Source organism: Streptomyces sp. NPDC091289 (assembly GCF_044757365.1).
GTDB lineage: Bacteria > Actinomycetota > Actinomycetes > Streptomycetales > Streptomycetaceae > Streptomyces.
In genome coordinates this window covers 102874-129533 of sequence record NZ_JBIVUT010000025.1, presented here as the reverse complement: position 1 = coordinate 129533, position 26660 = coordinate 102874, and the positions used below count along the sequence as shown (strand labels likewise).

General features: G+C 73.6%; 25 protein-coding genes. 10 read left to right on the top strand and 15 right to left on the bottom strand.

All coding sequences use genetic code 11. From position 1 onward, the window contains the following. Positions 1–72: 72 nt before the first annotated feature. The 5 genes from ACIQPT_RS29820 to ACIQPT_RS29800 form a co-directional block, all read right to left on the bottom strand. A complete protein-coding gene (locus tag ACIQPT_RS29820; protein ID WP_401160318.1) occupies positions 73–939 on the bottom strand; it encodes an ABC transporter ATP-binding protein in 867 nt (288 codons plus the stop codon). Positions 940–977: 38 nt separating this feature from the next. Continuing rightward, entirely contained in the window at positions 978–2039 is a 1062-nt protein-coding gene (locus tag ACIQPT_RS29815) for a FecCD family ABC transporter permease (protein ID WP_401160347.1), read from the bottom strand. A gap of 38 nt (positions 2040–2077) precedes the next feature. After that, positions 2078–3136, bottom strand: coding sequence for a FecCD family ABC transporter permease (locus ACIQPT_RS29810; protein WP_401160317.1), 1059 nt, complete (start codon positions 3134–3136; stop codon positions 2078–2080). Between the two features lie 122 nt (positions 3137–3258). Beyond that, positions 3259–4611: a lysine N(6)-hydroxylase/L-ornithine N(5)-oxygenase family protein gene (locus tag ACIQPT_RS29805; protein ID WP_401160315.1), complete on the bottom strand. Its 1353-nt coding sequence runs from the start codon at positions 4609–4611 to the stop codon at positions 3259–3261. Between the two features lie 192 nt (positions 4612–4803). Next, the gene (locus ACIQPT_RS29800) at positions 4804–5415 is read right to left on the bottom strand and encodes a hypothetical protein (protein WP_401160314.1); all 612 of its coding nucleotides are present in this window, start codon (positions 5413–5415) and stop codon (positions 4804–4806) included. Positions 5416–5567: 152 nt separating this feature from the next. Between ACIQPT_RS29800 and ACIQPT_RS29795 the strand changes: the two genes are divergently transcribed. Next, positions 5568–6665 (top strand): NAD-dependent epimerase/dehydratase family protein, encoded by a 1098-nt coding sequence (locus tag ACIQPT_RS29795; RefSeq protein WP_401160312.1) that lies wholly within the window; start codon positions 5568–5570, stop codon positions 6663–6665. Here the strand turns inward: ACIQPT_RS29795 and ACIQPT_RS29790 are convergent. Beyond that, positions 6646–7752 (bottom strand): sensor histidine kinase, encoded by a 1107-nt coding sequence (locus ACIQPT_RS29790; protein WP_401160311.1) that lies wholly within the window; start codon positions 7750–7752, stop codon positions 6646–6648. The genes ACIQPT_RS29795 and ACIQPT_RS29790 overlap by 20 nt on opposite strands. Further along, positions 7749–8585 carry a response regulator transcription factor gene (locus ACIQPT_RS29785; protein ID WP_401160309.1) on the bottom strand — a complete coding sequence of 279 codons (837 nt, stop codon included), beginning with the start codon at positions 8583–8585 and terminating at the stop codon, positions 7749–7751. Before ACIQPT_RS29785 ends, ACIQPT_RS29790 begins: the two co-directional genes overlap by 4 nt. A 124-nt stretch (positions 8586–8709) precedes the next feature. On the opposite strand from ACIQPT_RS29785, the gene ACIQPT_RS29780 reads away from it, so the two are divergent. The 3 genes from ACIQPT_RS29780 to ACIQPT_RS29770 are packed head-to-tail and all read left to right on the top strand — an operon-like array spanning position 8710 to position 11146. After that, positions 8710–9471: a glycosyltransferase family 2 protein gene (locus ACIQPT_RS29780; protein WP_401160308.1), complete on the top strand. Its 762-nt coding sequence runs from the start codon at positions 8710–8712 to the stop codon at positions 9469–9471. Next, entirely contained in the window at positions 9468–10235 is a 768-nt protein-coding gene (locus ACIQPT_RS29775; RefSeq protein ID WP_401160306.1) for a DUF2064 domain-containing protein, read from the top strand. Before ACIQPT_RS29780 ends, ACIQPT_RS29775 begins: the two co-directional genes overlap by 4 nt. Continuing rightward, positions 10232–11146, top strand: a complete 915-nt coding sequence (locus ACIQPT_RS29770; protein WP_401160304.1) for a class I SAM-dependent methyltransferase — start codon at positions 10232–10234, stop codon at positions 11144–11146. The genes ACIQPT_RS29775 and ACIQPT_RS29770 overlap by 4 nt, the downstream gene beginning before the upstream one ends. Positions 11147–11558: 412 nt before the next feature. Here the strand turns inward: ACIQPT_RS29770 and ACIQPT_RS29765 are convergent, their stop codons facing one another. Continuing rightward, positions 11559–12863 (bottom strand): molybdopterin-dependent oxidoreductase, encoded by a 1305-nt coding sequence (locus ACIQPT_RS29765; protein WP_401160303.1) that lies wholly within the window; start codon positions 12861–12863, stop codon positions 11559–11561. Between the two features lie 209 nt (positions 12864–13072). Here ACIQPT_RS29765 and ACIQPT_RS29760 point away from each other — a divergent pair, with 209 nt between their 5' ends. Continuing rightward, positions 13073–14512, top strand: coding sequence for a hypothetical protein (locus ACIQPT_RS29760; protein ID WP_401160301.1), 1440 nt, complete (start codon positions 13073–13075; stop codon positions 14510–14512). A 42-nt stretch (positions 14513–14554) separates the two neighbouring features. Here ACIQPT_RS29760 and ACIQPT_RS29755 read toward each other — a convergent pair whose 3' ends face one another. From ACIQPT_RS29755 to ACIQPT_RS29740, 4 genes are all read right to left on the bottom strand, one after another. Beyond that, the gene (locus ACIQPT_RS29755) at positions 14555–15433 is read right to left on the bottom strand and encodes a phosphotransferase (RefSeq protein ID WP_401160299.1); all 879 of its coding nucleotides are present in this window, start codon (positions 15431–15433) and stop codon (positions 14555–14557) included. A gap of 75 nt (positions 15434–15508) precedes the next feature. After that, positions 15509–18733 carry an error-prone DNA polymerase gene (locus tag ACIQPT_RS29750; RefSeq protein ID WP_401160297.1) on the bottom strand — a complete coding sequence of 1075 codons (3225 nt, stop codon included), beginning with the start codon at positions 18731–18733 and terminating at the stop codon, positions 15509–15511. After that, entirely contained in the window at positions 18726–20285 is a 1560-nt protein-coding gene (locus ACIQPT_RS29745) for a DNA polymerase Y family protein (protein WP_401160295.1), read from the bottom strand. The genes ACIQPT_RS29750 and ACIQPT_RS29745 overlap by 8 nt, the downstream gene beginning before the upstream one ends. Continuing rightward, positions 20282–20899 (bottom strand): hypothetical protein, encoded by a 618-nt coding sequence (locus ACIQPT_RS29740; protein WP_401160294.1) that lies wholly within the window; start codon positions 20897–20899, stop codon positions 20282–20284. The genes ACIQPT_RS29745 and ACIQPT_RS29740 overlap by 4 nt, the downstream gene beginning before the upstream one ends. Positions 20900–21101: 202 nt before the next feature. Here ACIQPT_RS29740 and ACIQPT_RS29735 point away from each other — a divergent pair, with 202 nt between their 5' ends. Further along, positions 21102–21434: a hypothetical protein gene (locus ACIQPT_RS29735; protein ID WP_401160293.1), complete on the top strand. Its 333-nt coding sequence runs from the start codon at positions 21102–21104 to the stop codon at positions 21432–21434. Further along, complete coding sequence (locus ACIQPT_RS29730; protein ID WP_401160291.1) at positions 21431–21877, top strand: MerR family transcriptional regulator; 447 nt, start codon at positions 21431–21433, stop codon at positions 21875–21877. The genes ACIQPT_RS29735 and ACIQPT_RS29730 overlap by 4 nt, the downstream gene beginning before the upstream one ends. Positions 21878–21949: 72 nt before the next feature. On the opposite strand, the gene ACIQPT_RS29725 is transcribed toward ACIQPT_RS29730, so the two are convergent. The 3 genes from ACIQPT_RS29725 to ACIQPT_RS29715 all read right to left on the bottom strand — a co-directional run bounded on the left by ACIQPT_RS29725 (position 21950) and on the right by ACIQPT_RS29715 (position 24035). Further along, on the bottom strand, positions 21950–22900 hold the full coding sequence (locus ACIQPT_RS29725; RefSeq protein WP_401160346.1) for an arsenic resistance protein: 951 nt from the start codon (positions 22898–22900) through the stop codon (positions 21950–21952). 131 nt (positions 22901–23031) lie between these two features. Beyond that, positions 23032–23475 carry a GNAT family N-acetyltransferase gene (locus ACIQPT_RS29720; protein ID WP_401160289.1) on the bottom strand — a complete coding sequence of 148 codons (444 nt, stop codon included), beginning with the start codon at positions 23473–23475 and terminating at the stop codon, positions 23032–23034. A 71-nt stretch (positions 23476–23546) separates the two neighbouring features. Continuing rightward, entirely contained in the window at positions 23547–24035 is a 489-nt protein-coding gene (locus ACIQPT_RS29715; protein WP_401160287.1) for a DedA family protein, read from the bottom strand. 469 nt (positions 24036–24504) lie between these two features. Between ACIQPT_RS29715 and dhaK the strand changes: the two genes are divergently transcribed. The 3 genes from dhaK (at position 24505) to ACIQPT_RS29700 (ending at position 26647) form a co-directional block, all read left to right on the top strand. Next, positions 24505–25497 carry a dihydroxyacetone kinase subunit DhaK gene (gene dhaK / locus ACIQPT_RS29710; RefSeq protein ID WP_401160285.1) on the top strand — a complete coding sequence of 331 codons (993 nt, stop codon included), beginning with the start codon at positions 24505–24507 and terminating at the stop codon, positions 25495–25497. Positions 25498–25628: 131 nt separating this feature from the next. Beyond that, positions 25629–26240 (top strand): dihydroxyacetone kinase subunit DhaL, encoded by a 612-nt coding sequence (gene dhaL / locus ACIQPT_RS29705; RefSeq protein WP_401160283.1) that lies wholly within the window; start codon positions 25629–25631, stop codon positions 26238–26240. Next, entirely contained in the window at positions 26237–26647 is a 411-nt protein-coding gene (locus ACIQPT_RS29700; protein WP_401160281.1) for a PTS-dependent dihydroxyacetone kinase phosphotransferase subunit DhaM, read from the top strand. The genes dhaL and ACIQPT_RS29700 overlap by 4 nt, the downstream gene beginning before the upstream one ends. Positions 26648–26660: the final 13 nt, after the last annotated feature.

Below are 26660 nucleotides of genomic sequence, written 5' to 3'. Positions count from 1 at the left end.
TTTCCACTGGTCAGGATGAGTTGGCCCATGCCCCGGGGAACCAGCAGTTCCGTAACATCTCGTGAGCATCTGTCAGCTCCCGTCGCGGGTTGCCGTCTGCGGTTCGAGCCGGACGTGTGCCCGGCCGATCGGCACGATGAGCGGCCGGTCGCCCACCGGGTCGTCGATCACCTTGGCCTGCAGCCCGAACGCCTCGTACAGCAGCTCGGCGGTGATCACGTCCCGGGGGTGTCCCTGCGCCAGGATGGCCCCGGCTCGCATGACGACGAGGTTGTCGCTGTAGCGCGTGGCCAGATTGAGGTCGTGCAGCACCATGACGACGGTGCAGCCCGACTCGTGCAGATCGTCGACCAGGTCGAGTACGTCGATGGCGTGCGCCAGGTCGAGATACGTGGTCGGCTCGTCCAGCAGCAGGAGATCGGTGCCCTGGGCGAGGGTCATCGATATCCATACGCGCTGGCGTTGCCCACCCGACAGCGAGTCGACGGGCCGGTCGGCCAGATCCGCCACCCCCGTCATGGCCAGCGCGCGCTGCACCACGTCCGCGTCGTCCGACGACCACTGCCGCAGCCAGCTCTGGTGCGGGTGGCGTCCTCGGGCGACCAGGTCGGCGACCGTCAGCCCTTCCGGGGCGACCGGCGCCTGCGGCAGCAGCCCGAGCTTCTTCGCCACGTCCCTGGTGCGGAGCCTGCCGATGTCCTCGCCGTCCAGTACGACGGTGCCACCGGCCGGTTTGAGGAGGCGGGTCAGGGTGCGCAACAGGGTGGACTTCCCGCAGCCGTTGGGGCCGATGATCGTGGTGATCACCCCGGGCGGAATGGCCACGTCGAGCTGGTCGATGACCGTCCGGTCGCCGTACCCGACGGTGATGCCCCTGGCGGCCAGCCGTGCGACGTCCTTGACGCCCGCATCGGCCTTGACGGTGAACTGAGCGGCCACAAGCCCCCCTTACTGAGGTTCGCCTTACTTCTTACCATCTACCGCAGGTTCGCCCGTACCAACAGGTAGACGAGGAACGGGCCGCCGATCACGGCGGTGACCACGCCGACCGGCAGACCGATCGGCAGCGCCGCTCGGGCCACCAGGTCCGAGCCGATCAGCAGCAGCGCGCCCACCAGGCCGGAGGCGATGATCGGCGGCGTCGGCCACCTCGCCAGGCGCATCGCCACCTGGGGCGCGACCAGCGCGACGAACGGGACCGGTCCCGCCGCGCTCACCCCCACGGCGGCCAGCAGGACGGCGCAGAGCAGCAGGACGGCCCGCACCCGGCCGAACCGCACGCCCAGCCCGGCGGCGACGTCGTCGCCGAGGTGCATCGGCTTGAACGGGAAGGCCACGGCGGCCACGACGACGAGCAGGACGAGGGTGCACCAGAACGCCACCCGGACCTCGTCCCAGGACCGGTTGTCCAGCGAGCCGACCAGCCATACCTGGGCGCGCGCCACGTCCCGGATGTCGGCCGAGACCAGCAGCCAGGTCGTGATCGCCTGCATCATCGCGGTCACCGAGATGCCGATGAGGATGAGCCGGAAGCCGTCGATGCCGCGCCGCCAGGCGAGGAAGTACACCAGGAGCCCCGTGCCGAGACCGCCCAGGAGGGCCGCCGTCGGCAGCCCGACCGAGCCGGCGATCGTCGCGGCGGTCCCGCCCGTCGCCGTCACCAGGAACACCGCGACGGCGCCGGCTCCGGCGGTGATCCCGAGGATGTCGGGACTGGCGAGCGGGTTGCGTGCCACGGACTGGGTGATGGCCCCGGACATGCCCAGGGCGATCCCCACGATGAGGCCGGCCAGCGCCCGGGGCATCCGGAGGTCCATCACGACGAATTCGTCGACCTGTTCGCCCTGGCCGAAGAGGGTGGCGATGACCCGGGAGAGGCCGATGGGGAAGTCCCCGATGCTGATGGAGAGGCTGAAGACCAGGAAGGCCGCCGCCGCGAGCACCAGCGTGACCAGCACGAGCCAGGGCCGCCAGACGAACGACATCTGGCCGAGCCGTACGCCCGGCGGCATCGACGCTTTCGCTTCGGTCCCGTTCATGGACTCCGGGGCTTCCTTCATGCGCTCGTGAACCTGCCTCATGCGCTCCTGAACTTCCCTCGCCACACCAGGACCGCGAAGAAGGGGGCCCCGAGAAGGGCGACCACGACGCCCGATTCCAGTTCGCCCGGCCGCACGACCAGCCGGCCCACGATGTCGCAGACCAGCAGGACGCAGGAGCCGAGCAGACCCGCGTACGGCACCAGCCAGCGATAGTCGGGGCCGGTCAGATAGCGGGCCACATGGGCCACCATGAGCCCGAGGAAGGCGATGGGCCCGCAGGCCGCCGTGGCGGCGCCCGCCAGCAGCGTGATGGCGACGATGCCGATGGTCCGGCTCGCCGCGATGTTCACTCCCAGACCGCGCGCCACGTCGTCGCCCAGATTGAGCAGGTTGAGGGCGGGCAGCGTGATCAGCGCCAGGACCAGGCCGACGGCGATGAATCCCGTCACCGGCCAGATGACGTCGAATCCGACACCGGCGACGGAGCCCGCGTTCCAGAACCGCAGTGCGTTGAGCGACTTCTGGTCGGACAGCGCCACCGCCGTGGTCATCGCCGCGAGGAACACCGTGACGCCCTGACCGGCCAGGGCGAGGGTCAGCGGGTTGCCCGCGCCCCTGCCGATGCTCGCCAGGCCGAAGACGACGGCGCCGGCGACGCCCGCGCCCACGAAGGCGAACCAGACGTACTGGAACGGGTTGGTGAACCCGAACAGGGCGATGACCGACACCACGGCGAAGGAGGCTCCGGCGTTCACCCCCAACAGCCCGGTGTCGGCGATGGGGTTGCGCGTGTACCCCTGGATCAGTGCCCCGCCGACCCCCAGGGCCAGGCCCGCCACGATCGCGAGGACCGTCCGGGGCACGCGCACGGTCTGCACGATGAGCCGGATCTCGGTGAGCTTCTGGTCCGGGTCGGGCTCCGCGAACAGCCCGTGCCAGACCTCGCCGGGGCTGAGCGCGCGCGCCCCGACGGCCAACGACACCGTTGCCGCGATCACCAGCGTCACCGTGAGGACGCCCAGCCCCACGACCCGACGTCTGCGGGTGTCCGTCGTCCCCCCTGGCACGGGGCGCTCCACTGCGGTGGTGAACATGTCGACGAACGATATCCCTTTGATCGGATCGGTTGCGCCCGGACCGCCCGGCAGGTCAGCGGGCGGTCCGGGCGCGGAACTCGCGGTGGGCAGGCGGCGCTTGTCGCCCCGCCGGACCCGCTCTAGCCGCCGGTGCTCCCGACGACCGGCCGGGAGGCGTCGGAGGTGGATTTGACCCGGCGGCCGAGCAGCGAGTCGAGGATCTCGCCGACCCGTATCGCGGTGTTGGAGAGCAGCGAGGTGGTGATGCCGTGCGTGTGCTCCGTACCGCCCTGGAGGTAGATGCCGCACCGCAGGCCGGGGTCGGTCGCGATCCGGTAGTCGCGCTCCACGCGGACACGGCCCGCGTCGTCGCGCAGGCAGCGCTCGCCGACCTCGCCGAGGAGGCCGAGCGGATCGGCGGGGCTGTAGCCGGTGGCGAACACCACGACGTCGGCGTCCAGTTCCGACTCCTCGTCGGTCACCAGGGATTTCACGGTGGCGCGGACACTGTCGGGCTTCTCCTCCACTCCGGTGACCCGGGACACGTTGAGGAAGCGCAGCCGTTCGGTGCCGAGGACCTTCTCCCGGTACATCTGCCGGTAGAGGTCGTCGATCAGGTCGATGTCCACCACGGAGTAGTTGGTGTTGCCGTGGTAGGCCATCAGCCGGCTCTTGACCTCCTCGGGGGCTGCGAAGTAGTCGTCGACCGCGTCGGGGTCGAAGATCCGGTTGGCGAAACTGCTGTCGTCCGCGGGGCTGTAACCGTAGCGGGAGAAGACCGCGCAGACCTCGGCGCCGGGGAACCGGCGGTGCAGATAGGCGACGTTCTCGGCGGCGCTCTGCCCGGCGCCGACGACGACGAACCGCGAGGGAGAGGGCGAGGCGCTCTCCAGGGCGTCGACCTTCCGCAGCAGGTCGGAGTTGTGCCAGACCCGGTCGCCGCGTTCCACGCCTTCCGGCATGAGGGGGCGCAGGCCGGTCCCGATGACGAGGTTGCGGGCCCGGTGGACCGCGAGTCCTTCCGCGGACCGCACGGTCACGTCCAGGTACTCCACGGTCCCGTCGTGGACATACGGCGTGACGGCGACGACTTCGTGGCCGTAGGAGACCAGGTCGTCGACCTTGGACGCGGCCCACTCGAAGTAGTCGTGGAACTCCACCCGCAGCGGGAAGAGGTTCTTGTGGTTGATGAAGTCGATCAGCCGGCCCTTGCTCTGCAGATAGCAGAGGAAGCTGAACTCGCTGGCCGGGTTCCGGAGCGTCACCAGGTCCTTGAGGAAGGACACCTGCATGGTGGCGTCGTCGATGAGCATGCCGCGGTGCCAGCCGAAGCTCGACTGCTGCTCGAAGAAGTGGGCGGTGACCGAATCCTGCCTGCCGACTTTGCTGTTGTGCTCGCTGAGCGCGATCGCCATGGCCACATTGGACGGGCCGAAGCCGATGCCGATGAGGTCGTGGACCAGTGGGGTGTCGCCAGGAAGAACCTGTGACATGTCACTCCCATCGTCTGGGAAAGCCGCCTGTCAGGCGTGAGGGGAAGGTACGGAGGGTGGGCACGCCAACGGACCCACCCACCCGAACTTAGGTGAGCCTAAGCTGACCAACCCGCCTTGTCGATAGGATAAATGGGGCAGCGCCCCGCTGACCCGCCGTCAACGACCGCCCGAACCACGCCTTTTCGTCGCTCAAACGTCGGGATCGACACCCACCGCGTCCGCCGCGTCGAGGCGGACCAGCCGGTACCCCTTGAGGTCCGCTTTCCTCTTCCGGCCGGGCGGCACGCTCCGGCGACGCATGCTCTGCGCCGCGCCGAACAGCGCGCCGAGCCGGGGGTTGCCCCGCCTCAGGCGGTAGAAGGTGTCACGCTTCACCCCCACCAGAGCACCGGCCGCGACGAACGGCACGCCGCTCAGAATCGCCTCCAGCGCCACCCTCAGCACCGCGGGGTTGGTGGTGACGTCCGGTACGACGTCGTGCACATGCGCCAGGGACCTGGCCGCCGACAGGGCGGCGTCGAAGACCGGGTCCTCGGCGCGCCAGGATTCGAGCAGCCGCCCGGACACGCCCGCGGCGGAGGCACAGCCGGCCGCGCCGAGCCCCATGGCCGCCGCCCGGACCGCCTCGGCCCGCCGCTGCGCCTTCTCCTCCTTCAGCGACATGGCCGGCCGCAGGGCGTCCGCCAGAGCGCGCTCCGCGGCCTTCGCGGCATCGAGCCCGGCCACCACGGCCTCGGCCCAGGCATCCGGCCGCTCACCCGCCGCGTCACCCTCCGCGTCACCCGCCGACCGATCGCTCAAGGCCCGCCCCTTCCCTCATGACAAAAGTTGTTCAAGATGCAACTATATGGGGTGACGTCCACCGGCGGGAGGGTCGTCCACGTCCTTACGGACCCGTGACGTGTGCGCGCCGCGCCCGGCCCGACGGCTCGCCGGGCCCTAGCGTGGCGGCCATGCGCGTACTGGTCACCGGCGGAGCCGGGTTCATCGGGTCACATGTCGTCGCCGCCCTCGCCGCGGCCGGGCACGAGAGCGTGGTGCTGGACGCCCTGCTGCCTTCGGCCCACCCCGGCTCCGCTCCCCCGGAGCTGCCGGGCGACCGGGTGGCCGTCGGGGACGTCCGGGACCGGGAGGCGGTGGCGGACGCGCTGGCCGGGGTGGACGCCGTCTGCCACCAGGCGGCCATGGTCGGCCTCGGCAAGGACTTCGCGGACGCACCGCTGTACGTCGGGTGCAACGACCTCGGTACGGCGGTGCTGCTGGCGGAGATGGCCGCGGCCGGGGTCCGGGACCTGGTGCTGGCCGGGTCGATGGTGGTCTACGGCGAGGGCCGCTACGACTGCCCGCGCCACGGCACGGTCCGCCCCGGACCGCGCGCGGAGGCCGACCTGCGGGCGGGAAGCTTCGAACCGCGCTGCCCGGACTGCGGAGCGGAACTGGCGCCCGGCCTGGTGGCCGAGGACGCGCCCACGGACCCGCGCAACGTGTACGCGTCGACCAAGCTGGCCCAGGAACACCTGGCCGCCGCGTGGGTGCGGGCGACGGGCGGCCGGGCAGTGTCCCTGCGCTACCACAACGTGTACGGGCCGGGGATGCCGCGCGACACCCCGTACGCCGGTGTCGCCTCGTTCTTCCGCTCGGCCCTGGCGCGCGGCGAGGCCCCGCGGGTCTACGAGGACGGGCGCCAGCGGCGCGACTTCGTCCACGTCCACGATGTGGCGGCGGCGAACGCGGTGGCCCTGGAGGCGGTGCGGGAGCGGCGGCCCGCGTCGTTCGCCGCGTACAACACCGGCAGCGGCGAGCCGCACACCATCGGCGAGATGGCCGCCGCGCTGGCCGGCGCGCACGGCGGGCCGGACCCGGTGGTGACCGGGGAGTACCGCCTCGGCGACGTACGCCATGTCACGGCGGACTCGCGGGCGCTGCGCGAGGAGCTGGGCTGGCGGCCTCGGGTGTCCTTCGCCGAGGGGATGGGCGACTTCGCGGCGGCCCCGCTGCGCGGTTCGGGGGGCCGCCGGGCGGAAGGCGCCGTCACGCTGTCGGGAGCGTGACCGAGAAGCAGCAGCCGCCCTGGACGTTGCGGACCTCGGCCCGTCCGGCGTGCGCCTCGACGATGCCGCGCACGATGGCCAGACCGAGGCCCGCCCCGGCCGGCGGGGTGCGGGCGTGGCTGCCGCGCCAGCCGGTGTCGAAGACCCGGGGCAGGTCCTCCTCCGGGATGCCGCCGCAGCCGTCGGTCACCGACAGCACGACACCGCCGTCCGAGCGGTGCGCCGCGACAGCCACGGTGCCGTCGGGCGGGGTGCGGCGGATGGCGTTGATCAGGAGATTGCCCAGGACCCGGCTCATCTCCTTGCCGTCGACCTCCACAGGCACCTCGTCGACCCGGTCGCCGACCAGCCGCACCCCGTGCTCACGGGCCAGCGGGTCGGCCCCGGCCAGCGCGTCGCCGACCAGGTCGTAGAGGGAGATCCGGGCCGTCGCCAGGGTGAGCGAGCCGGCCTGGATCCGGGAGAGTTCGAAGAGGTCGCCGACCATGCCGTTCATCCGCTCGACCTCGGTCCTTATCTGCCGCAGATAGCGTCCGGAGTCGGCGGCCATGCCGTCCTCCAGCGCCTCGGCCATCGCCCGCAGCCCGGCGAGCGGGGTGCGCAGATCGTGCGAGATCCAGGCGACGAGTTCGCGCCGCGAGGCCTCCAACGCACGTTCCCGCTCCCGCGAGCTGTCCAGTTTGGCGCTGGTGGCGGCCAGTTCACGGGCGAGTGCGGCCAGCTCGGCGGTGGGCTGCCCGGCGGGCGCGGCGAAGGTGCCGCCGTCGCCGAACGACCGTGTGGCGAGGGTCAGTTCACGGCTCCGGGCGGCCACCCAGCGGCCCAGCAGGACGGCGGTGGCCAGGGAGACCAGGGCGGCCATCGCGACGACGGTCGTGACGACGTAGAGATCATGGGACGAGAGGAACATCGCCCAGGCCACCGTCAGCGTCCCGGCGAGCATCGCCGTGACGGCCACCCCGGCGACGACGCTGAGCGAGACCACCAGCGAACGGTGGCGCAGCAGACGCAGGACGCCCGCGCCGAGGAGCCCGGCGGCCGCCGCTCCCAGGAAGGCGAAGAGCGCGATGAGCAGGACGTCGTTCACCGCGAACGGCCCCCGGACGGCGGGACGACGGGGACGACGGGCACGACGGGCACAATGGCGGAGGCGGCGTCGTCGTCGGCCTCTGTGCCCGGGCCCTCCGCGTCCAGGTCCAAGCGGTACCCCACGCCCCACACGGTGCGGATCAGCCGGGGGCGGGCCGGGTCCTTCTCGACCTTGCCGCGCAGCCTGCGGATATGGACGGTGACCGTCGACAGGTCGCCGAAGTCCCACCCCCAGACCTCCCGCATCAGCTCCTCCCGCCCGAACGCCTTCCCGGGGTGCCGGAGAAGGAAGGCGAGCAGGTCGAACTCCCGCAGCGTCAGGGCGAGTCCGCGCCCGTCGCGGTAGGCCTGCCTGGCCGCCGGGTCGAGGCTCAGCCCGCCGCCGGACAGCGGACCGGCCACGTCCGCCGGGGCGGCGGCCCGGGCGCGGCGCAGCACGGAGTCGACCCGCAGGACCAGTTCGCGCGGGCTGAACGGCTTGGTGACGTAGTCGTCGGCGCCGGTCTCCAGGCCGAGGATGCGGTCCTCCTCGTCGCCGCGTGCGGTGAGCATGATGACGGGGACCGGCCCGTGTTCGCGCATCCGGCGGCAGACCTCGAACCCGTCCATGGCGGGGAGCATCAGGTCCAGGACGACGAGGTCGGGCCGGCGTGCCGCGAACCGTTCGAGCGCGGCGGGCCCGTCGCCTGCCTGTTCGACGGCGTAGCCGGCGCGGTGCAGATAGCCGACGACGACCTCGGCGACGGTCGGGTCGTCGTCCACGACGAGGACCCGGCCACGCGCCCCCTGGGGGACGGGCTCCGGACGCCGGGCGGGCGGGGTGTTCTCCATGACCTCCACTGTGACACCCGCGTCCGGGCGCGTCGGGAGACGACCACCCCCATCCGGCCGATGTCCATGTTTCGTAAGAACCTGATGCCCTGAATGCCGGAGTTGTCTCCGTAGGGTGAGGCGGGTGACCGATTCTTCTGCCGCCCATCCGTTTCCGCCCGCCCCGCACACCGGCCTCCCGAAGGCCGACATCGTTCTGCCCTGCCTCGACGAGGCGGCCGCACTGCCCTGGGTGCTCGATCGCATCCCCGACGGCTGGCGCGCGATCGTGGTCGACAACGGCTCGACCGACGGTTCGGCCGAGCTCGCCCGTTCCCTCGGTGCGAGCGTCGTCACGGAGGAGAGGCGAGGGTTCGGCGCGGCCTGCCATGCCGGGCTGCTCGCCGCCGAGGCCGAGTTCGTCTGTTTCTGCGACTGCGACGGCTCACTGGATCCCGCGCTCCTGGCCGGCTTCGTGCGGCGGGTCGCGGACGGCGAGTGCGACTTGCTGCTCGGCCGCCGCCGCCCCGAGGGCCGGGGCGCCTGGCCACCGCACGCGCGCGCCGGCAATCTGGCGCTGGCCCGGATGCTGCGCCGCCGCACCGGCCTGCGCCTGCACGACCTCGGCCCGCTGCGGGCGGCCCGCCGCAGCGACCTGCTCGCCCTGGATCTCACCGACCGGCGCAGCGGCTATCCGCTCCAGATGGTGGTCCGGGCCTCGGACGCCGGGCTGCGGGTCGCCGAGAGCGACGTCCCCTACCGGCCGCGCACCGGGAAGTCGAAGGTGACCGGCACCTGGCGCGGGACCTGGAACGCGGTACGCGACATGCGGGGAGTCCTGCGGGAACCACCGGCGGACCGGACGGCGGACCGGGCAGCACGCGCGGGAACGGGGGCCGTCCGATGAGCGCGTACGGAGACGAGGGACGCTGGAAGGGCCCGTACGGAGAAGAGGGCCGCCCGGCCAACGTGTACGGAGACGAGGCGCGTCCGACCGACGCGTACCGAGACGGGGGACGTCCCACGGGCGCGTCCGGGCCCACGGAGTTGCTGGTCATCGCGAAGGAGCCGGTGGCCGGACGGGTCAAGACCCGGCTCTGTCCGCCCTTCTCCCCCGTCGAGGCCGCCGAGCTGGCCGCCGCCGCGCTCGCCGACACCCTGGAGACCGTGCTCACCCTCCCCGCCCGGCGGCGCGTCCTGGTCCTCGAAGGGCGGCCGGGCCCCTGGGTGCCGCCGGGGTTCGAGGTGGTGCCGCAGAGCGCGGGCGGTCTCGACGAGCGGCTCGCGGCGGCCTTCGGCGGATGTACGGGGCCGGCCCTCCTGGTCGGCATGGATACCCCGCAGATCACGGCCGCGCTGCTCGCCCCCGCTCTCGCCCCGGACGCCTGGGACGGCGCCGGGGCGTGGTTCGGTCCGGCCGAGGACGGCGGCTTCTGGGCCCTGGGCCTGGCGGAACCCGATCCCGCCCTGGTGCGCGGGGTGCCGATGTCCGTCCCGGAGACCGGTGCGGTGCAGCGGCGCAGGCTGGTGGATGCGGGGCTCGCCGTGCGCGATCTGCCGGTCCTGGTCGACGTGGACACCGCTGCCGACGCCCACCGGGTCGCGTCGGCCGCGCCGGGCGGCCGGTTCGCCGCGGCGCTCGGCCGGCTGACCGGGGCGGGGGTGCGATGAGTACGACCGTGCCCTCCTCCGGGCTCACCGCACCGGCCCCCGCCGACCCGGCCGACCCGGCCGACTCCCCCGCCTCCGCCGGAGCGCCCGGCACCCAGGGGACGGCCGCCGACGGCGTGTACGCCTCCGGCACGCCGACCCGGTCGGGCCCGGCCCGTACCGCCACCTGGGGCGCCGACCCGTACGCCAACGCCCTGCGCACCGGCCGGGGTCCGCTCTTCCTCCGGCGCAGCGACGGCTGGCTGCTGCCCCTGGACGTGGAGCGCTGGTGCTCCGACGCGGGCTCCGCCGATCTGTCCGCGCTGCACCGGTGCGAGGGGCCGGTGCTGGACATCGGCTGCGGGCCGGGGCGGCTGGTCGCCGAGCTGGCCTCGCTCGGGCACCGGGCGCTGGGCATCGACGTCAGCGAGGCGGCGGTGGCCCGGACCCGCGGTCTCGGCGGCGCGGCGCTGCTCCGCAGTGTGTTCGACCCGCTGCCCGGCGAGGGCCGTTGGGGCACCCTCCTGCTCCTCGACGGCAACATCGGCATCGGGGGCGACCCGGCCGCCCTGCTGGAGCGGGCGGCCGATCTGCTCGGGGCCGGCGGGCTGCTGATCGCCGAGACCGCCCCCGTCGACGTGGACGAACGGGTCCGGGTCCGGCTCGACGACGGCCGGGGCGGACCGGACGGGAGGACCGCCCCCGCGGCCGACGGCGCGGCCGAGCCGTTCCCCTGGGCGCGGATCGGGACGCCCGCGCTGCTGCGGCACGCCCGCGCGGGTGGCTGGCGTACGGCCGATCAGTGGGGTGCGGAGGGACGGACCTTCGTCTCGTTGCGCCGGCCCGTACGGGAGCGGAGCGCCCGGACCAGCAGCCAGAGCGCGGAGAATGCGAACAGCGCGCCGGTGATGAGCAGCCAGTTGCCGAGGTAGACGTCCGGGGTGGTGCCGGCGGCGGCTTCGTACCGCCGTTCGGTCCGCCGGGCGATCAGCGGGAACCAGATCAGCAGGAGCAGCCCGGAGAGGAACGCCGGCACCCGGACGAAGTTCACCAGGGCCGGCCGGGGGCCGAGCGCGGCGCGCAGCGCCCGGTCGGCCCCGGCGTACACCGGCAGCAGCACCAGGTCGTGCAGGACGGCCGACCCGGCGAACCAGAGCAGCACGCCGACGGTGTCCCCGTCCAGCAGCCGTACGCCCGCGTAGCCGGCGAGGCAGAACGTGGCGGTGAGCAGAAGCAGATGGAGCGGCCCCTCGCCGTAGAAGCGGCGCGGCGAGAAGCGCGGGCGACGGGGTGCGCCGACCGGAGGCGCGGACGGGGGCGGGGGCGGTACGGCTCGGGTGGACATCACAGCTCTCCGAACGTCAGGGTCTCGACCCACTTGGTGTTCAGCACCCCGGGCGCGGCGGGGACGATGATCCGGGCCGGGTAGCCGTGGTCGGGCGACAGCGGCGCGCCGTTCACCTCCAGGGCGAGCAGCGAGCGGCCGTCGCGGACCTGGTTGTCGCGCAGCGCGGCCTTGCGGAAGGAGCCGCCGCGCTGGAGCGACTCGACGAACACGCCCGGCGGCCGGTCCGGGTGTCCGGCGAGCGCGGCGAGGTCGGAGAGCCGGACCCCGCGCCACTGCTGGTCCGAGGTCGACCAGCCCTCCACACAGGCGATCGGGAGCGCCGCGCTGTGCTGTTCCATGGCCAGCAGTTCGGCCCGGGAGAAGCGGAACTCCCCGGCCGGCCCCCGTACCGTCAGCCGCCAGCGCTCACCGGTGTCGGCGGGCCTGATCCGTACGGCGGCGGCGGTCTTGTTGATCTGGAAGGCGTTCGGGCCCGGCCCCGGGTCGGTGCCGCCGCGCGGGGTGAGGAGCGCGATGCGGCGCAGCGGCCCGTCGAAGCTGCGACCGGCCGAGGTGATCAGCAGAAGGAGCGAACCGGCCCCCACCATGGCCAGTGCGCCGCGCCGGGACAGGGTGGCGGGCAGCGGATCGGGGGCGGCGAGGGTGTCCGGTTCGGGTTCGCCGCGCGGGATGCCGTTGCGCAGCACCCGTACGGCCTGGGGCATCTTGAGCACCACATGGGTGATGAACCCGGCGAGGAAGACCCAGGCCCCGTAGAAGTGCAGGGTGTAGAACGACCCGGGAAAGAGGTAGTCCAGCTGGATGTTGAGCAGCCCGGTGAGGAACTCGAACAGCGCCCCGCCCACGAGCAGCAGCAGGGAGATCCGCTCCAGCGCGTGCCCCACGGAACGGGCGGGCGGCAGCGCGAAGAGCCGGGGGATCACCGACCAGAGCTTGGCGAGCAGGACGGGCACGAGCACGATGCCGACGGTGACGTGCAGGCCCTGGGTCAGCCGGTAGAGCCAGTGCGGGCCGGTCGGCCAGGAGAACAGGTAGAAGCCGAGCCACCCCTTGCCCGGGGTCTTGTCGTTGACCCGGTTCAGGTCCGGGTTGTAGGCGGCGTACGAGAGCAGACCGGTGACGAACAGCAGCGTGAGCCCGGCGAGCAGGACGACGCCGAGCACGGCGGTGAAGCGCGCTCCGCGCACGGGGCTGCGCCAGAATCCCGGGTCGGCGGGCGTGCGCTGGGCGCGGAGGAGAGCCGGGAGGGCGGGGAGGGAGCGGAGGGGGCGGACGGGGCGGAGGGGGCGGCGTTCGGGCATGGGGCCGACGCTAAGCGGGAGACCCTGCCGGTGGGCGGCTGCGACTCCTGACGAAATTCTGACGTCGCGGCCGGGAGGGAGGACCCGATGCCACGGTCAGGAGGGGACCGGCATCCCGGCCGGCGGGAAATCTGACGGTTCGGTGACGCGGCCCCGCCGTACCGCCCGATTGCCACCGGATCGCCGCCCGGTGTGCATAGCGTGCCAGCGTGAAGACCGAGGACGCCACCCCCACGGACACCACCGGCGGCACGGGGCACGGCCCGCCCGCGCCGCCGGACCGCACCGACGACCGCGCCCGGCGCGCGGGGCGGGCGGACCTGATCGCCGCCGGCGCGGGCGTGCTGCTGGTCGCGGCCGCAGTGGTCGTCGGCCATGTCATCCAGAACCGGGACGGGAGTCTGCGCGCGCAGTGGCCGCCGCTGCTGGCCTCCTGGGACCCGCATCTGGGTCCCGGTACTCCGGCCGCCCTGGTCATGGCGGTCCTGGTGGTCGCCTACGGACCGCCGCTCGCCGCCCGGCTGCCCTGGCGCGGGCTGCTGGCGGCGGCCTGGGCCGGGTCGACGGCCTGGGTCTTCTCGATGGCGCTGATCGACGGCTGGCACCGGGGCGTCGCGAAGCGGCTCACCACGAAGCACGAGTACCTGCGGGTCATCGACCGCTTCGAGGACATCCCCGCCACCCTGCGCGACTTCACGAACCACATCGTGATCGGCGAGCCCGGCAACTGGCCCGCCCATGTCGCCGGGCACCCGCCGGGCGCGACGCTGACCTTCGTGTGGCTGGACCGCATCGGTCTCGGCGGCGGCGCCTGGGCGGCGCTCTGGTGTGTCGTGGTGGGCGGTTCGGCCGTGCTGGCCGCCCTGATCACCGTGCGTGTGCTGGCCGACGAGCGGCTGGCGCGACGCGCCGCGCCCTTCCTCGTCCTCGCCCCGGCCGCCGTCTGGGCGGGCGTGTCGGCCGACGGCTACTTCGCGGCGGTCGCCGCCTGGTCGGTGGCGCTGCTCGCCCTGGCCGCCACCCGCCGGGTCCGCTTCCCGGCCGTGGCGGCGCTCGGCGGGGGTCTGCTGTTCGGGTGGACCTGCTACCTCAGTTACGGGCTGGGGCTGATGGCCGCCGTGCTGCTGGCCGTGCTGGTGCTCGCCCGGACCGCCCGCCCGGTGCCGCTGTTCCTGCTCGGCGCGCTGGTGGTCCCGGTGGCCTTCGCCCTCGCCGGGTTCAACTGGTGGACCGCCTACCACCTGCTGGTCGAGCGCTACTACCAGGGCGCGGGCGGCGTCCGCCCGTACGGCTACTGGGTCTGGGCCAACCTGGCCTGCGCGACGCTCGCGGCCGGGCTCGCCGCCGTCGCCGGGCTGCGCCGGAGCGCGGTGGCCGCGCCCGGTGCCGTACGGGAGTGGAGGAGCCGGCCCACGACGGCCTCGCCGGAAGGGCGGCTGGCGTTGCTCGTGCTGGCGGCGCTGGCGGCGCTGCTCGTCGCGGACCTCTCCGGCATGAGCAAGGCGGAGACCGAGCGCATCTGGCAGCCGTTCCTGCTGTGGCTGCTGCCCGCGGCGGCGCTGCTCCCCCGCCGGAAGGTGCGGTACTGGCTGGTCGCGTCGGCCGTTCCGGCGCTGCTGATCAACCACCTTCTGTGGACCGGATGGTGACATGGTGCGGCGCGGTGGTCTCCGTCTCGGTCTCCGTCTCCGTCAGCTCGCGCGTTGTTCGGCGAGGTCGAGCCAGTGCTCCACGTCGGACGGGGCGAAGTGCCTGATGGCCCAGTCGACCATGCGGAGGCTCATATGGGCCCAAGCGGGCCGCAGGATGTCTTCGGGCAGCGCGTCGAGTACGGCGTCGAGGTGTCGCGTCACCTCCGGGTCCGCTCCCCCGCCGTGGATACCGAAGCGCAGGGTGACCAGGTCGAACCGGTGGTCGCCGCGGGCGGCTCCGTCCCAGTCGACGACGCCGGTGATCGAGCCGTCGGCGGCCAGCAGGTTTCCGGGGTGGAAGTCCATGTGCACGGCGTCGTCGCCGGACAGCCGGTCGGGGTGGCCCGCGCCGACCTCCGCGACCCGGCGTTCGAGCGCGGCACTGCGGGGGTTGTGGCGGCGCAGCGGATCGTGCAGGCAGTAACCGGGGCCGTCCTGACGCAGGAACAGCTCCGTGGCGGGAACGTCGGGGTGGCCGGCGAGCCGGCCGGCCTGCAGGCGGTTGAGTTCGAGGGCCTGGACCAGGGTGCGGTGGTCCAGGTGGTCGATCGTCGTGCCGGGCAGGAGTTCCTGGACCATGACGACCGCGTGGCCGACCTGGGCCACGAGCTCGGTGGCCGGGGCGGGACAGCCCGCGCTCCGTAGCACCCGGCTGACGGTGAGCGGCCCCGCCTCCAGGTCACCCACGCGGCTGTGCGGTCGCCACTTGAGCACGGAACGGCGACGGTCCGGCCAGCGCACATAGGCGGTGCCGACCTGCCCGCCCGGGCAGGGGCCGTCCAGCGTCAGACGGACACCGGTCCGGGCGTGAAGGGCGTCGAGCGTCTCGGCGGCATCGAGACGCTCGACTCGCGCCCAGCGTGGTGAGGGAGAGGACATGGGCCCCATGATGGCCCCCGGTAGAGGCCCCCCGGCACGGGACGCGGATCGGTCGGGAGCCGCCCCCGGCGTCGTCTAACGTCGTCCGACCTGGCGCCGGGGAACGGGCCCGGCCACGGTGAGCGCCTCCACCCGGCCGACGGCGACGTTCACCGTGCCGTCGGAGCGCTCGATCCGGCCGGTGACGAGGACGGCGGGGGCGTCGAGGAGGGTCCGGTAGCAGCGGTCCCAGACATGCGGGGCGAAGACGAGATTGATCATGCCGGTCTCGTCCTCGATCGCGCCGAAGGCCACCCCGTGCGCGGTCGGGGGGCGTTGGAGGTACTTCGGCAGCCCGCCGATCCGGACCGCGGCCCGGTCGGGAAGCGTGCGGGCGGTGGCCGTGGCGAGCGTGCCGAGGCGGTCCAGGTGGGGGCGGATGGGCTGGACGGGGTGGGCGGCGGTGCTGGCGCCGGTGGCGGTGATGTCGGCGGTGGTCTCCTCGGCGGTGGTCATGGAGGTGAGTTCGGGCGCGGTCCCGGGGGTGGCGAGTCCGGGGAGCGGTGGCTGACGGGTGCGGCCGGGTGCGGTGCCCGCGCTCCACAGGGCGGTGCGACGGTGCCCGCCCAGACCGTCGAGCGCGCCCGCGGTGGCCAGGTGCTCCAGGATCCGGGGTGGCAGGCGGGTGCGGGCGGCGAAGTCGTCCAGGCCGGCGAACGGCCGCTCCGTACGGAGGGCGACGATCTCCTCGGCGGCCTGTTCGCCGAGGCCGGTGACGCTGGTCAGGCCGCGACGGATCGCCGGTGGCCGCGCACCGGGCGCCGGGCCGGATGCCGAACCCGCCGCCGCCCCGGGCATCGGGCCGGGCATCGGGCCGGGCATCGGGCCGGGTTCGAGGGTGGCGTGGACCTGGGAGGTCAGGACGGCGGGTCCGCGGACGGTGATGCCGTGGCGTACCGCGTCGCCGATGAGGGTCTGGGTGTCGTAGAAACCCATCGGCTGGTGCGCCATGATCGCCGCGAGGAGCGCGGCGGGGTGGTGGCGTTTGATCCAGGCGCTGGCGTAGATGAGCCCGGCCATCGACTGGGCGTGGGACTGCGGGAACCCGTAGTCGGAGAAGGCCTCGATCATCGAGACGATCTTCTCGGCGGCGGCCGGGGGGATGCCGCGTCCGGCCATGCCGGTCAGCAGACGGTCACGCATCGCGGCGACCTTCTCCGGGGCGTGCTTGGCCGCCATCGCCTTCCTGAGCCGGTCGGCCTCACCCGGGCTGAACCCCGCGCAGTCGATCGCGAGTTGCATGGCCTGCTCCTGCCAGAGGGCGACGCCGAGGGTCGGCTCCAGCGCTGCCTTCGCGAGCGGGTGGGGGTACGTCACCGCCTCCTCGCCGCGCCGTCGGCGGAGCAGGGGGTGTTTGCTGCCGGCCTGGATGGGGCCGGGGCGGATGATGGACGCGGCGACGGCCAGGTCCTCGAACTTCGTCGGCCGCAGTTGGGGAAGGGTGGAGATCTGGGCGCGGGACTCGACCTGGAAGACGCCGATGGTGTCCCCGTTCGCGATCATCTCGTAGACGTCCGGATCGTCCTGGGGGATGGACGTGAGGTCGTAACGGACGCCGTGGTACGCGTGGATGAGGTCGCAGGCGGTGTGGAGAGCGGACAGCATCCCGAGACCCAGCAGGTCGATCTTGACGAGCCGGGCGGCGGCGACGTCGTCCTTGTCGCCCTGGAGAACGCTGCGGCCCTCGGCGGTCGCCCATTCCACGGGCATGATCTCGCCGATGGGCTGCCGGGTGAGGACCATGCCGCCCGAGTGCACTCCGAGGTGTCTCGGGAGGGTGTGGAGCTGGGCGGCGAGATCGCGGACGTCGTCGGGGAGGGCGGCGTCGGGGCCGGGTGGGGTGTGGTGGATGTGCCGGGTCATCTCCCGGGTCTGCGCTTCCGGGTAGCCGAGGACGCGGGCGGCGTCGCGGACCGCGAGCCTGGGCTGATAGGTGATCATGTTGGCGACCTGGGCGGCGTGCCGGCGTCCGTAGCGGGTGTAGACGTACTGGATGACCTCCTCGCGGCGCCCGGACTCCAGGTCGAGGTCGATGTCCGGCGGGCCCGCCTTCTCCAGGGACAGGAACCGTTCGAAGAGCAGGCCGTGCCGGAGCGGGTCGACGGCGGTGATGCCGAGGACGTAGCAGATCACGCTGCTGGCGGCCGAGCCGCGGCCCTGGCACCAGATCCCCTGTTCGGCGGCGTGCCGGACGATGTCGTGGACGATCAGGAAGTAGCCCGCGAGCCCGAGTCCGGCGACGAGTTCGAGTTCGTGGCCGAGCTGCCGCCAGGCCGCCCGGGCTCCCGGGTCGGTGCGGGGGCCGTAGCGGTCGGCGCAGGCGGTCTCGGCGCGGTCCCGCAGCCACGAGTCCTGCGTATGCCCGGCGGGCACCGCGAACTCCGGGAGTTCGGGGCGCAGTTCGCCGAGGTCGATCACGCAGGCGCGGCCCAGGGCGACGGTGGCGTCCGCGACGCCGGGATACCGCGACAGGAACGCCGCCCGTTCGGCCCGGGGGCGCAGATGGGCGGTCGGGGCGGCCATCAGATGTCCGGCGGCCCGGTCCAGGGTCTCGCGGCGGCGCAGCGCGGTGAGCGCCTGGGCCACGCGGGCCTGGCGGGGGGCCGCGTAGTGCACGGCGCCGGTGGCCACCACGGGGATCCCGGCCCGGTGGGCGGCCACCCACATCGCGTCGGCGGCGACCGAGTCCTCCGGGAGCCGGTGGTCGACCAGCTCGGCGTAGGTGCCGCTCGTGCCGAAGACGTCGGTGAGCCGGGCGAGCCGGTGGGCGACGGCGGCGACGTCGCACCGGTCCGTGCCCGGCGGCGGGCAGCCGGGCAGGACGGCCCAGTGCCCCGCGGCGGCCGCCCGGGCCACCTCGTCCAGGTCGTGGACCGGGGAGTTCTTCGACCCGGCGAGCTGCGCGGCGGAGATCACCGCCGACAGCAGCTGGAACCCCTCCACGGTGCGGGCGAGCACCACCGGCGTTCCCAGCACGGGGTCGCCGGTTCCCCGTACGGGGTCGCCGAGGGTGAGTTCGGCGCCGTGGACGGTGTCGATCCCGTGCTCGCGGGCGGCGGTGTGCAGGCGGCGCGCGGCGTGGAGACCGTCCACGTCCGTCACCGCCAGCACGCCGATGCCGAGCCGGGCGGCCTCGGCGACCAGGTCCTCCGGACTGCTCGCCCCCCGGAGGAAGGAGAACGCGCTGTGTGCGTGCAGTTCGGCCCAGCCGTCCCCCTCCTCCGGGTGATCGGCGGTGGGGAGGCGCAGGAGTTCACCCATAGTGGGCCTCCACCCACCATCGGCCCCGGTCGACGAGGAGCAGCCATGCGTGCCCGTCGTCGGTGGTGACCTGCATCCGGGCGATCCGCCGGCCGCCGTCCCGTGTCCACCACTGCTCCAGTACGGGCCAGGGTCCGGCCCACCCGTTCACCCCGGCCCGGCGTCGCCCGTCGACCGAGAGGAACGCGGGCTCGGCCGACAGCTCCAGCCGGCCGGCCACGCCGACCGGTACGCCGTCGGTCCCGGTCAGCCGGGCCGGACGCCGCACCGGATAGACCGCGGCCGGGTGCGGGGCGGGCAGCCGTCCCGGCCACGGACCGCTCGCGGCACCCGCGGCACCCGGGCCGTCGTCGGGAACGTCGCCGACCGGGACGAGCCGGATGCGGTCGCCCGGTCCCCGGCCGCCGGCCTCGACGATCCGGGTGACCGCCCGGTGCCCGAGTACCGCCTGCACCCGGGCGGCGGCCCGCTCCACCTCCACCGGGGTGTCCCGTTCACCGTCGAACGCGCCCTGCGAGCCGGTGTCCGGAGAGAGCCCGTCGGGGCGCAGGGCGAGGCGGCGGATTCCCGGTTCGCCGCCGCCGGTGTCCAGCAGGCCCGCCTCGGACCAGGCGGCCAGCACACCGCGTACGCGCTCGGCCACCGCCCGGGAGGACAGCCGCCCCTCGTGCCGGAAGATCCGCGTCAGCGTCCGGCCGTCGGCCGTCTCGATCACGGCCTCCAGCCGCGCGCACACCACCCCCGCCGCCGCCAGGCGCCCATGCAGTTCGTCCGCGAGCGCGACCGCCACGAACACGACCGCGTCCGTCTGCTCCTCGGGGACCTCGAACAGCCGCCGCACCGTGTGGTCCTGGACGGCGGTCCGTACGGATACCGGCCGGGCCGGGCCCCCACGGGCGACGCGGTGGGCGCCGATGCCCTCCGGGCCGAGCCGTTCCGCGATCCGGCCCGTCGGCAGCCGTGCGAAGTCCCCGACGGTACGGATGCCGAGCTGCTTCAGCAGTTCGGCCAGGCCGGGCACGCCCAGCACACCCACCGGGTACGGGGACAGGAACGCGGCGTTCCCGTCCGCCGGGACGATCACCCCGTCGCCGCGACGGGCCGCGAGCGCCGCCACGAACGTGCTGTCGGCGATCCCGACACGGGCGGGCAGCCCCCGTTCGGCGACGGTGGTGACCAGCCGTACGGACAGCTGCGGCTCACCGCCCCAGTACCGCGCGGCGCCGCGAGCCGGGGCCGCGATCAGCCCGGGACGGATCACCTCCAGCCGCGGCACCACGTCGGTTTCCACGCGGTGCACCACCTGTTCGAACATCCTCACCTCGGCGGCGAGGTCCCGCTCGACGACCCGCAGCCCGGGGCACCGGGCCTGTGCGGCCCGCAGCCGCATGCGTCGCCGGACCCCGGCCGCCCGCGCGGCCGCGGAGCACGCCACCACCGCGCCCCGGTGCACCACCGCCACCGGCACACCGTCCTGCGCACCGCACGCCAGCACCGGGAAGTCGGGCACCCAGACCACGACCACCCGTACGGAATCGGATGCCCCGGTCATCCGACGACGCGGAGGTCCGCCCGCGCCCCGCTCCGCACGGCCTCCGCCGTCCCCCGCTCCACCCGGCCCACCCTGCCCACCAGACCGTCCGGGCCGGGCAGCCACAGCTCCGCGCTCCGGGGCGCGGCGGCCGCGCCGCGCCCGCCCGCCGTCACCGTCACCCGGCGGCCGCGCAACAGCCCGTGCCCCCGGCCCACCCCGGCCCAGCCCACCGGCGCCACCCGGAGCTGCACGTCCGCCCCGGGCCACCGGCCCGCCGCCAGCAGCACCGCTCCGCTGCGCCGCATCACGGCCCGCAGCCGGCGCACCGCCCGCTCCGGCACCCGTACCGAGGCGCCGACGAGCACCACCGGCACCGACTCCAGCAGCACGGCGAGCACCTGGGCGGCGCGCGGCCCCGGGTCGCTCACCACCAGGCCGGTGGCCAGATCCAGACCCGCCTGCGCCGCGGCCAGCCCGCCCAGCTCGGGCACCCCCACCGCCGCCCACGCCACCGACTCCGCTGCCGCCAGAGCGGCCAGCGCCAGCAGCAACGGCAGATCCCCGCCCGCGCCTACTGCCGTACCAGGGCGAATACCTCCTCCCGGCAGCAGGCCGGAGAGTGGCGACGCCACCGCACCGGCTCCCGCGCCTCGCTCCTCGACTACCTGCTGACCTGTCCACACTCTTCGATATTCGCTCGAACGTTCGAATAATTCAAGCCAGGCGTATATGGGCGCGGCTACGCATATAGGGGAGGAGTTGCATCCGGTACCCGGGTACAGGTCTACCGTCGGGAGTGTCCCCTGCTGGGCCATGGCGACAGGAGTGAGCACGATGACCGAGCCGGCCTGGGTACCGCCGTCCTGCACCCTGCCCACCGAGGAGCGGCCCCTGCGGGTCGCCGAGTGGGACGCCCTGTTCGCCGAGCGGCTGACCGCACTGTCCCGCCCGAACTCGCTGCGGCTACGCCTCGACCTGGCGGACGGTCCGGGGGTGGCGGAACGGGTCCGTGAACTGGCGTCGCGCGAGGGCGCCTGCTGCTCGTTCTTCACCTTCACCGTCACCAGGGGCAGCGACCTGGTTCACCTGGACATCTCCGTGGACCGGGCCCACGCGGCGGTTCTGGAGGCCCTCTCCGTGAGGGCGGGCGCGGGGGCACGGCGGTGAGCCAGGGCCTGCGCAGCGGGCAGGTGGCCGAGGCGGCCGGGGTCAACGTCCAGACGCTGCGCTACTACGAACGCCGGGGGCTGCTGGCCGAGCCGCAGCGAACCAACGGCGGACACCGGGTGTACGACCAGGACGCGGTGACCACGCTGCGGGTGATCAAGGCCGCGCAACGTCTCGGGTTCACGCTGGAGGAGGTCGCCGAGCTGCTGGAGACCGGCCGTCACCGCCACGGCCGCCCGGCCGCCGGCCTGCGGGAGCGGGCCGCGACGAAGCTCGCCGAGGTCGACGCGAAGATCGCGGACCTGACCACGATCCGTACCACTCTGGCCGCCGCCGTCGACGCGGGCTGCGACGACCTGACCGTCTGCGCGTCCAGCGCGTGCTGCCCCATCCCCTTCACCGGCCTCGCCGAGGAGAGCCGTCATGACGACCCCGGCTGCTGACCGAATCGGCAGGCCGGGGCAGCGACGCGGCCACCGGACACGGGCCGCCGGGCGCCCGGCGGCCCGTGCGGATCAGCCCCGGAGCGGCAGCAGTCGGGGGACGGCCCGGACGTAGATCACCATGCCGATCACCTCGACCAGGGTCTGGGTGACCACGACCACCGCGGCGACGGCCAGCGCGTCCGGCAGCGCCAGGGCGAGGGGCAGGACGACCAGGGAGTTGCGGGTCGCGCCGGTGAAGACGATCGCCCGCCCGTCCCGGGCCGGCAGCCGGAACAGACGGGCGACGCCGAACCCGGCGAACGCCATCACGACGAGGAACGCGACGTAGAACGGCACGACACGGCCCACGTCCCCCAGGCTGCCGGAGTCGCTGAGCTTCGGTACCTGGGAGGCGACCACGGTGAGCAGGACGGCGGCCATCAGCGGCACCATCGTCGTGCCCACCGCGTCGGCGGCCTTCTGTCCGGCCGGGCGGCGCGCGGCCCACGCCTGGGTGAGCCAGGCCAGCGCGAGCGGGATGACGATCAGTACGACGAACGCCTCGACGAACGGCCCGGCCTCCACCACGTCGGCCAGGTCCGGGCCCATGAACAGGAACAGGTAGACGGGCAGCAGCACCATCTGGGCGAGGAGGAGCAACGGGGTGGCGGCGAGCAGGCGTTCGCTGCTGCCGCCGGCGAGTCCGCTGAAGACGATCACGTAGTCGATGCACGGGGCCAGGAGGACCAGCAGCACGCCGAGGCGGACGGCCTGGTCGTCCGGGAGGAAGGTGAACATCGCGGCGACCACGAGCGGCACGACGACGAAGTTCACCACCAGCGTCGCGGCCAGGAACCGGCCCGCCCGCACCGAGCGGACCAGCTCAGCGGCGGGCACCTGGAGGAACGTCACGTACAGCAGCGCGGCCAGCACCGGGTTGATCGCGTGCTCCAGGCCCGGCCCCGCACCGGGGGCGGCCCAGCCCACCAGGCCCCCGGCGGCCAGGGCCCCCACATAGACGGCGACCTGATGACGCTCCATACCTGCGACCAGGCCGGACCCGGATGATGACGACAACGTACGTACTCCTTGCGGGGGATGGCGGAACAGGCGGCGGCCCCGAGTGGTCGCTCCGCGGTTCGGAACAGTTCCGCCGCGCGATGTCCGGCGGATCAGCTCAGACGCAGGTCGATCCAGTGCACGGTGTCCCCCTCGCGCAGCAGATAGCGTTCGAGCTCGACGAAACCGTGCTGTTCGGCGAAGCGCAGCCCGTCCGTATTGGACGCCAGTACCACCGTCTCGATCACCTGAGCGTCCAGCTCACGGGCCTGGCCCAGGGCGCGCTCGTAGAGCCGAGTGCCGAACCCGCGGCGGCGGTGCTCGGGCAGAACGCGCGCGATGACCGTCGCGGTGGCGCCGTTGCCCTCGGTCGGCGGGCGCACGGTGGTACATCCGATCAGGACGTCGCCGAGGTAGGCGACCTCCATGCGGTTTCGGCCGGTGCGGGCACGGACGTCGTCGAGCGACAGCACGTCGCCGGGGATGATCAGGTTGTGGACGTACTGCCAATCGCGGATCGAGGCGTCATCCACCGCTCGGATACGAAGATCGTTCATCGGAACAGCACATCGGTGTCCGCCGCGCACGTCAACCGGCGGTGCCGTGCAGCACGCGGTCACCGACGGGCTCACGATGCGTCGGCCGCGGCGTCACCCGAGGACGAGGACGGGACCGCCCTTCTTCTGCGGTACACCACCACCCCGCACACCGCGAGCAGGACCACTGCCACGGCGGACACCCCGAAGGCCGTCCGCTCGGCGAAAAGTCTTCCCAGCACCTTGAACACGCCGAGCCCCGCAGTCGCGTAGATCAGCGACCAGGCCGCTCCGCCCACGAACAGAGCGGGGAGGTAGCGCGACAACGGCATGCGCATGGTGCCCGCGAGGAAGTTGGCGGCGGTCTGGAAGCCGACCGTCAGGAAGGAGACGGCCACCACCGGCGCTCCCCACCGCTGGATCGCCCGCTCGGCACGCCGGAACTTCGCCGAAGAGATCCGCCCGGCGAACCTGCCGCGCCGGGCGCCGGCACCGGCGAGCCATCCGACGGCGAACGTCCCTCCGGCGCGCAGCAGGACGATGACATACAGGGCTCCGGCCGCGAGCGCGATCTTATCCACGACGCCCCGTCCCGGGCGCCGACCCGAAACCCACGTCCCCCGTCACCCGCACGGGCGCTCCCGCCCCACCGGGCGCACGACGCGCACGCGCCCAGTCACCGTCTCTCACCTGCGCTTCGCCCCTGCCTGTTCTGTCCGCCGGGCTCCCGCCCGCGGCACCGGAACCCGAACGCCCGGGTCCACACGCCAGGCAAGGCCACCCTAACCGAACAAGCAAACGGCAGACCCGGGCAGCCTGGTCTCACCCGGGCCCGGGTGAGACCTTGATCGGCTTCCCGCCATGAGCGGAGGTCGCGTCCTAGAGTTGGGTGAGGAGCGGTCGAGAAGGTCGGCGAGCAGTCAGCGTCCGTACCGCTACGGTACGCCTTCGACCGCCGTGGACCGCCAGGATCACCCCTTCCCTTCATCCCGTCCCGCCAGGCAGAACGCAGATCCCGAAGCCCTCTGCTGAGCCCACCAGGAGACAGACATGAAAATGTTGATCAACGTTCCCGAGACCGTGGTCGCCGATGCCCTGCGGGGCATCGCGGCCGCGCATCCCGAGCTGACCGTCGATGTGGAGAACCGGGTCGTCGCCCGGCGGGACGCGCCCGTGGCGGGGAAGGTGGGCCTCGTCTCCGGGGGCGGGTCCGGGCACGAGCCGCTGCACGCCGGGTTCGTCGGGCCCGGGATGCTGTCGGCCGCCTGCCCCGGGGAGGTGTTCACCTCCCCCGTGCCGGATCAGATGGTGCGGGCGGCGGCCGCCGTCGACAGTGGGGCGGGCGTGCTGTTCGTCGTCAAGAACTACACCGGTGACGTGCTCAACTTCGAGATGGCCGCCGAGCTCGCCGAGGACGAGGGGGTCCAGGTCGCCCAGGTGGTGGTGGACGACGACGTGGCCGTGAGCGACAGCACGTTCACCGCCGGGCGGCGCGGTACGGGAGCGACGCTGTTCGTCGAGAAGATCGCCGGAGCGCTGGCGGACGAGGGCGCTCCGCTGGAGCGGGTGGCCGCGGTCGCGCGGCAGGTGAACGGGGCCTCGCGCAGTTTCGGGGTGGCGCTCGGCGCCGTCACCACACCGGCCAAGGGCAGCCCCACCTTCGATCTGCCCACCGGGGAACTGGAGTTGGGCATCGGGATCCATGGGGAGCCGGGCCGTGAGCGGCGGCCGATGATGACGTCCGGGGAGATCGCCGACTTCGCCGTGAACGCGGTGCTGGAGGATCTGCGCCCCACCGGTCCGGTGCTGGCGCTGGTGAACGGCATGGGTGCGACACCGCTGCTGGAGCTGTACGGGTTCAACGCCGAGGTCCACCGGGTCCTGTCCGAGCGGGGCGTCGCGGTGGCTCGTACGCTCGTGGGGAACTATGTGACGTCGCTCGACATGGCAGGCTGCTCGGTGACGCTGTGCCAGGTCGACGAGGAGCTGCTGCGACTGTGGGACGCGCCCGTGCGGACGGCCGCGCTCCGCTGGGGCTGCTGACGATTCGCCGGCGGATCCCGTGACCGGGTACGCGACCCCCGGTGCGGGGTCGGCCGGCCGTACTGCCCGTACCGCACTGCCCGTGCCGCCGGGACGATCCGTTCCGGCGGGACCGAGGAACAGGAGATCATGTGCTCGACACCGACTTCTTCCGCCGCTGGATGACCGCTGTCGCGGCGTCCGTGGAGCGTGAGGCGAACCATCTGACCGAGCTGGACTCGGCGATCGGGGACGCCGATCACGGCAGCAACCTCCAGCGCGGCTTCACGGCGGTGACGGCAGTGCTCGAGAAGGACGCCCCCGCCACTCCCGGTGCGGTGCTCACCCTGGCCGGGCGGCAGCTCATCTCCACCGTCGGCGGGGCGTCCGGACCGCTGTACGGGACGTTGCTGCGCCGTACGGGCAAGGCGCTCGGGGACGATGCCGAGGTGACGCAGGAGCAGCTCGCCCAGGCGTTCGCGGCGGGGGTCGCCGCGGTGGGGCAGCTGGGCGGCGCGCAGGGCGGGGACAAGACGATGCTCGACGCGTTGCTGCCCGCGGCGGAGGCCCTCGCCACCTCGTTCGACGGCGCCGCGAACGCGGCCCGTGCGGGAGCGGAGGCGACGGTGCCGTTGCAGGCACGCAAGGGCCGGGCCAGCTATCTCGGCGAGCGCAGCATCGGGCATCAGGACCCGGGCGCGACCTCGTCGGCGCTGCTGGTCGAGGCCCTGGCGGCGACCGCGGCGGACGGAGCGGGCGCATGAGCGGCGAGGCGCAGGTGGGCATCGTGCTGGTCTCCCACAGCGGTCCGGTCGCCGAGTCGGTCGCCGAGCTGGCCCGGGGGCTCGCCGCCGGAGGGGTGACCGCGCCGGTCGCCCCGGCCGGCGGGCTGCCGAACGGCGGGCTCGGGACGAGCGCGGAGCTGATCGGCCGGGCCGCCGCCTCGGTGGACCGGGGTGCGGGCGTCGCGGTCCTGGTCGATCTGGGGAGCGCGGTCCTCACGGTGAAGGCCATGCTCGCCGAGGGCGACGAGCTGCCCGAGAACACCCGGCTCGTGGACGCGCCGTTCCTGGAGGGCGCGGTGGCCGCCGTGGTGACCGCCTCGTCGGGCGGCGACCTCGCCGCGGTGGAGGCGGCGGCCTCGGAGGCGTACGGCTACCGCAAGACGTGACGCCTCGCCTGGC

Coding starts and splice junctions, on each gene's coding strand:
- ACIQPT_RS29745 (WP_401160295.1), bottom strand. CDS start 20,285: ATGACCGGGGCATCCGATTCCGTACGGGTGGTCGTGGTCTGGGTGCCC.
- ACIQPT_RS29735 (WP_401160293.1), top strand. CDS start 21,102: ATGACCGAGCCGGCCTGGGTACCGCCGTCCTGCACCCTGCCCACCGAG.
- ACIQPT_RS29750 (WP_401160297.1), bottom strand. CDS start 18,733: ATGGGTGAACTCCTGCGCCTCCCCACCGCCGATCACCCGGAGGAGGGG.
- ACIQPT_RS29700 (WP_401160281.1), top strand. CDS start 26,237: ATGAGCGGCGAGGCGCAGGTGGGCATCGTGCTGGTCTCCCACAGCGGT.
- ACIQPT_RS29815 (WP_401160347.1), bottom strand. CDS start 2,039: ATGAACGGGACCGAAGCGAAAGCGTCGATGCCGCCGGGCGTACGGCTC.
- ACIQPT_RS29770 (WP_401160304.1), top strand. CDS start 10,232: ATGAGTACGACCGTGCCCTCCTCCGGGCTCACCGCACCGGCCCCCGCC.
- ACIQPT_RS29765 (WP_401160303.1), bottom strand. CDS start 12,863: ATGCCCGAACGCCGCCCCCTCCGCCCCGTCCGCCCCCTCCGCTCCCTC.
- ACIQPT_RS29795 (WP_401160312.1), top strand. CDS start 5,568: ATGCGCGTACTGGTCACCGGCGGAGCCGGGTTCATCGGGTCACATGTC.
- ACIQPT_RS29725 (WP_401160346.1), bottom strand. CDS start 22,900: ATGGAGCGTCATCAGGTCGCCGTCTATGTGGGGGCCCTGGCCGCCGGG.
- ACIQPT_RS29720 (WP_401160289.1), bottom strand. CDS start 23,475: ATGAACGATCTTCGTATCCGAGCGGTGGATGACGCCTCGATCCGCGAT.
- ACIQPT_RS29805 (WP_401160315.1), bottom strand. CDS start 4,611: ATGTCACAGGTTCTTCCTGGCGACACCCCACTGGTCCACGACCTCATC.
- dhaK (WP_401160285.1), top strand. CDS start 24,505: ATGAAAATGTTGATCAACGTTCCCGAGACCGTGGTCGCCGATGCCCTG.
- ACIQPT_RS29785 (WP_401160309.1), bottom strand. CDS start 8,585: ATGGAGAACACCCCGCCCGCCCGGCGTCCGGAGCCCGTCCCCCAGGGG.
- ACIQPT_RS29755 (WP_401160299.1), bottom strand. CDS start 15,433: ATGTCCTCTCCCTCACCACGCTGGGCGCGAGTCGAGCGTCTCGATGCC.
- ACIQPT_RS29810 (WP_401160317.1), bottom strand. CDS start 3,136: ATGTTCACCACCGCAGTGGAGCGCCCCGTGCCAGGGGGGACGACGGAC.
- ACIQPT_RS29775 (WP_401160306.1), top strand. CDS start 9,468: ATGAGCGCGTACGGAGACGAGGGACGCTGGAAGGGCCCGTACGGAGAA.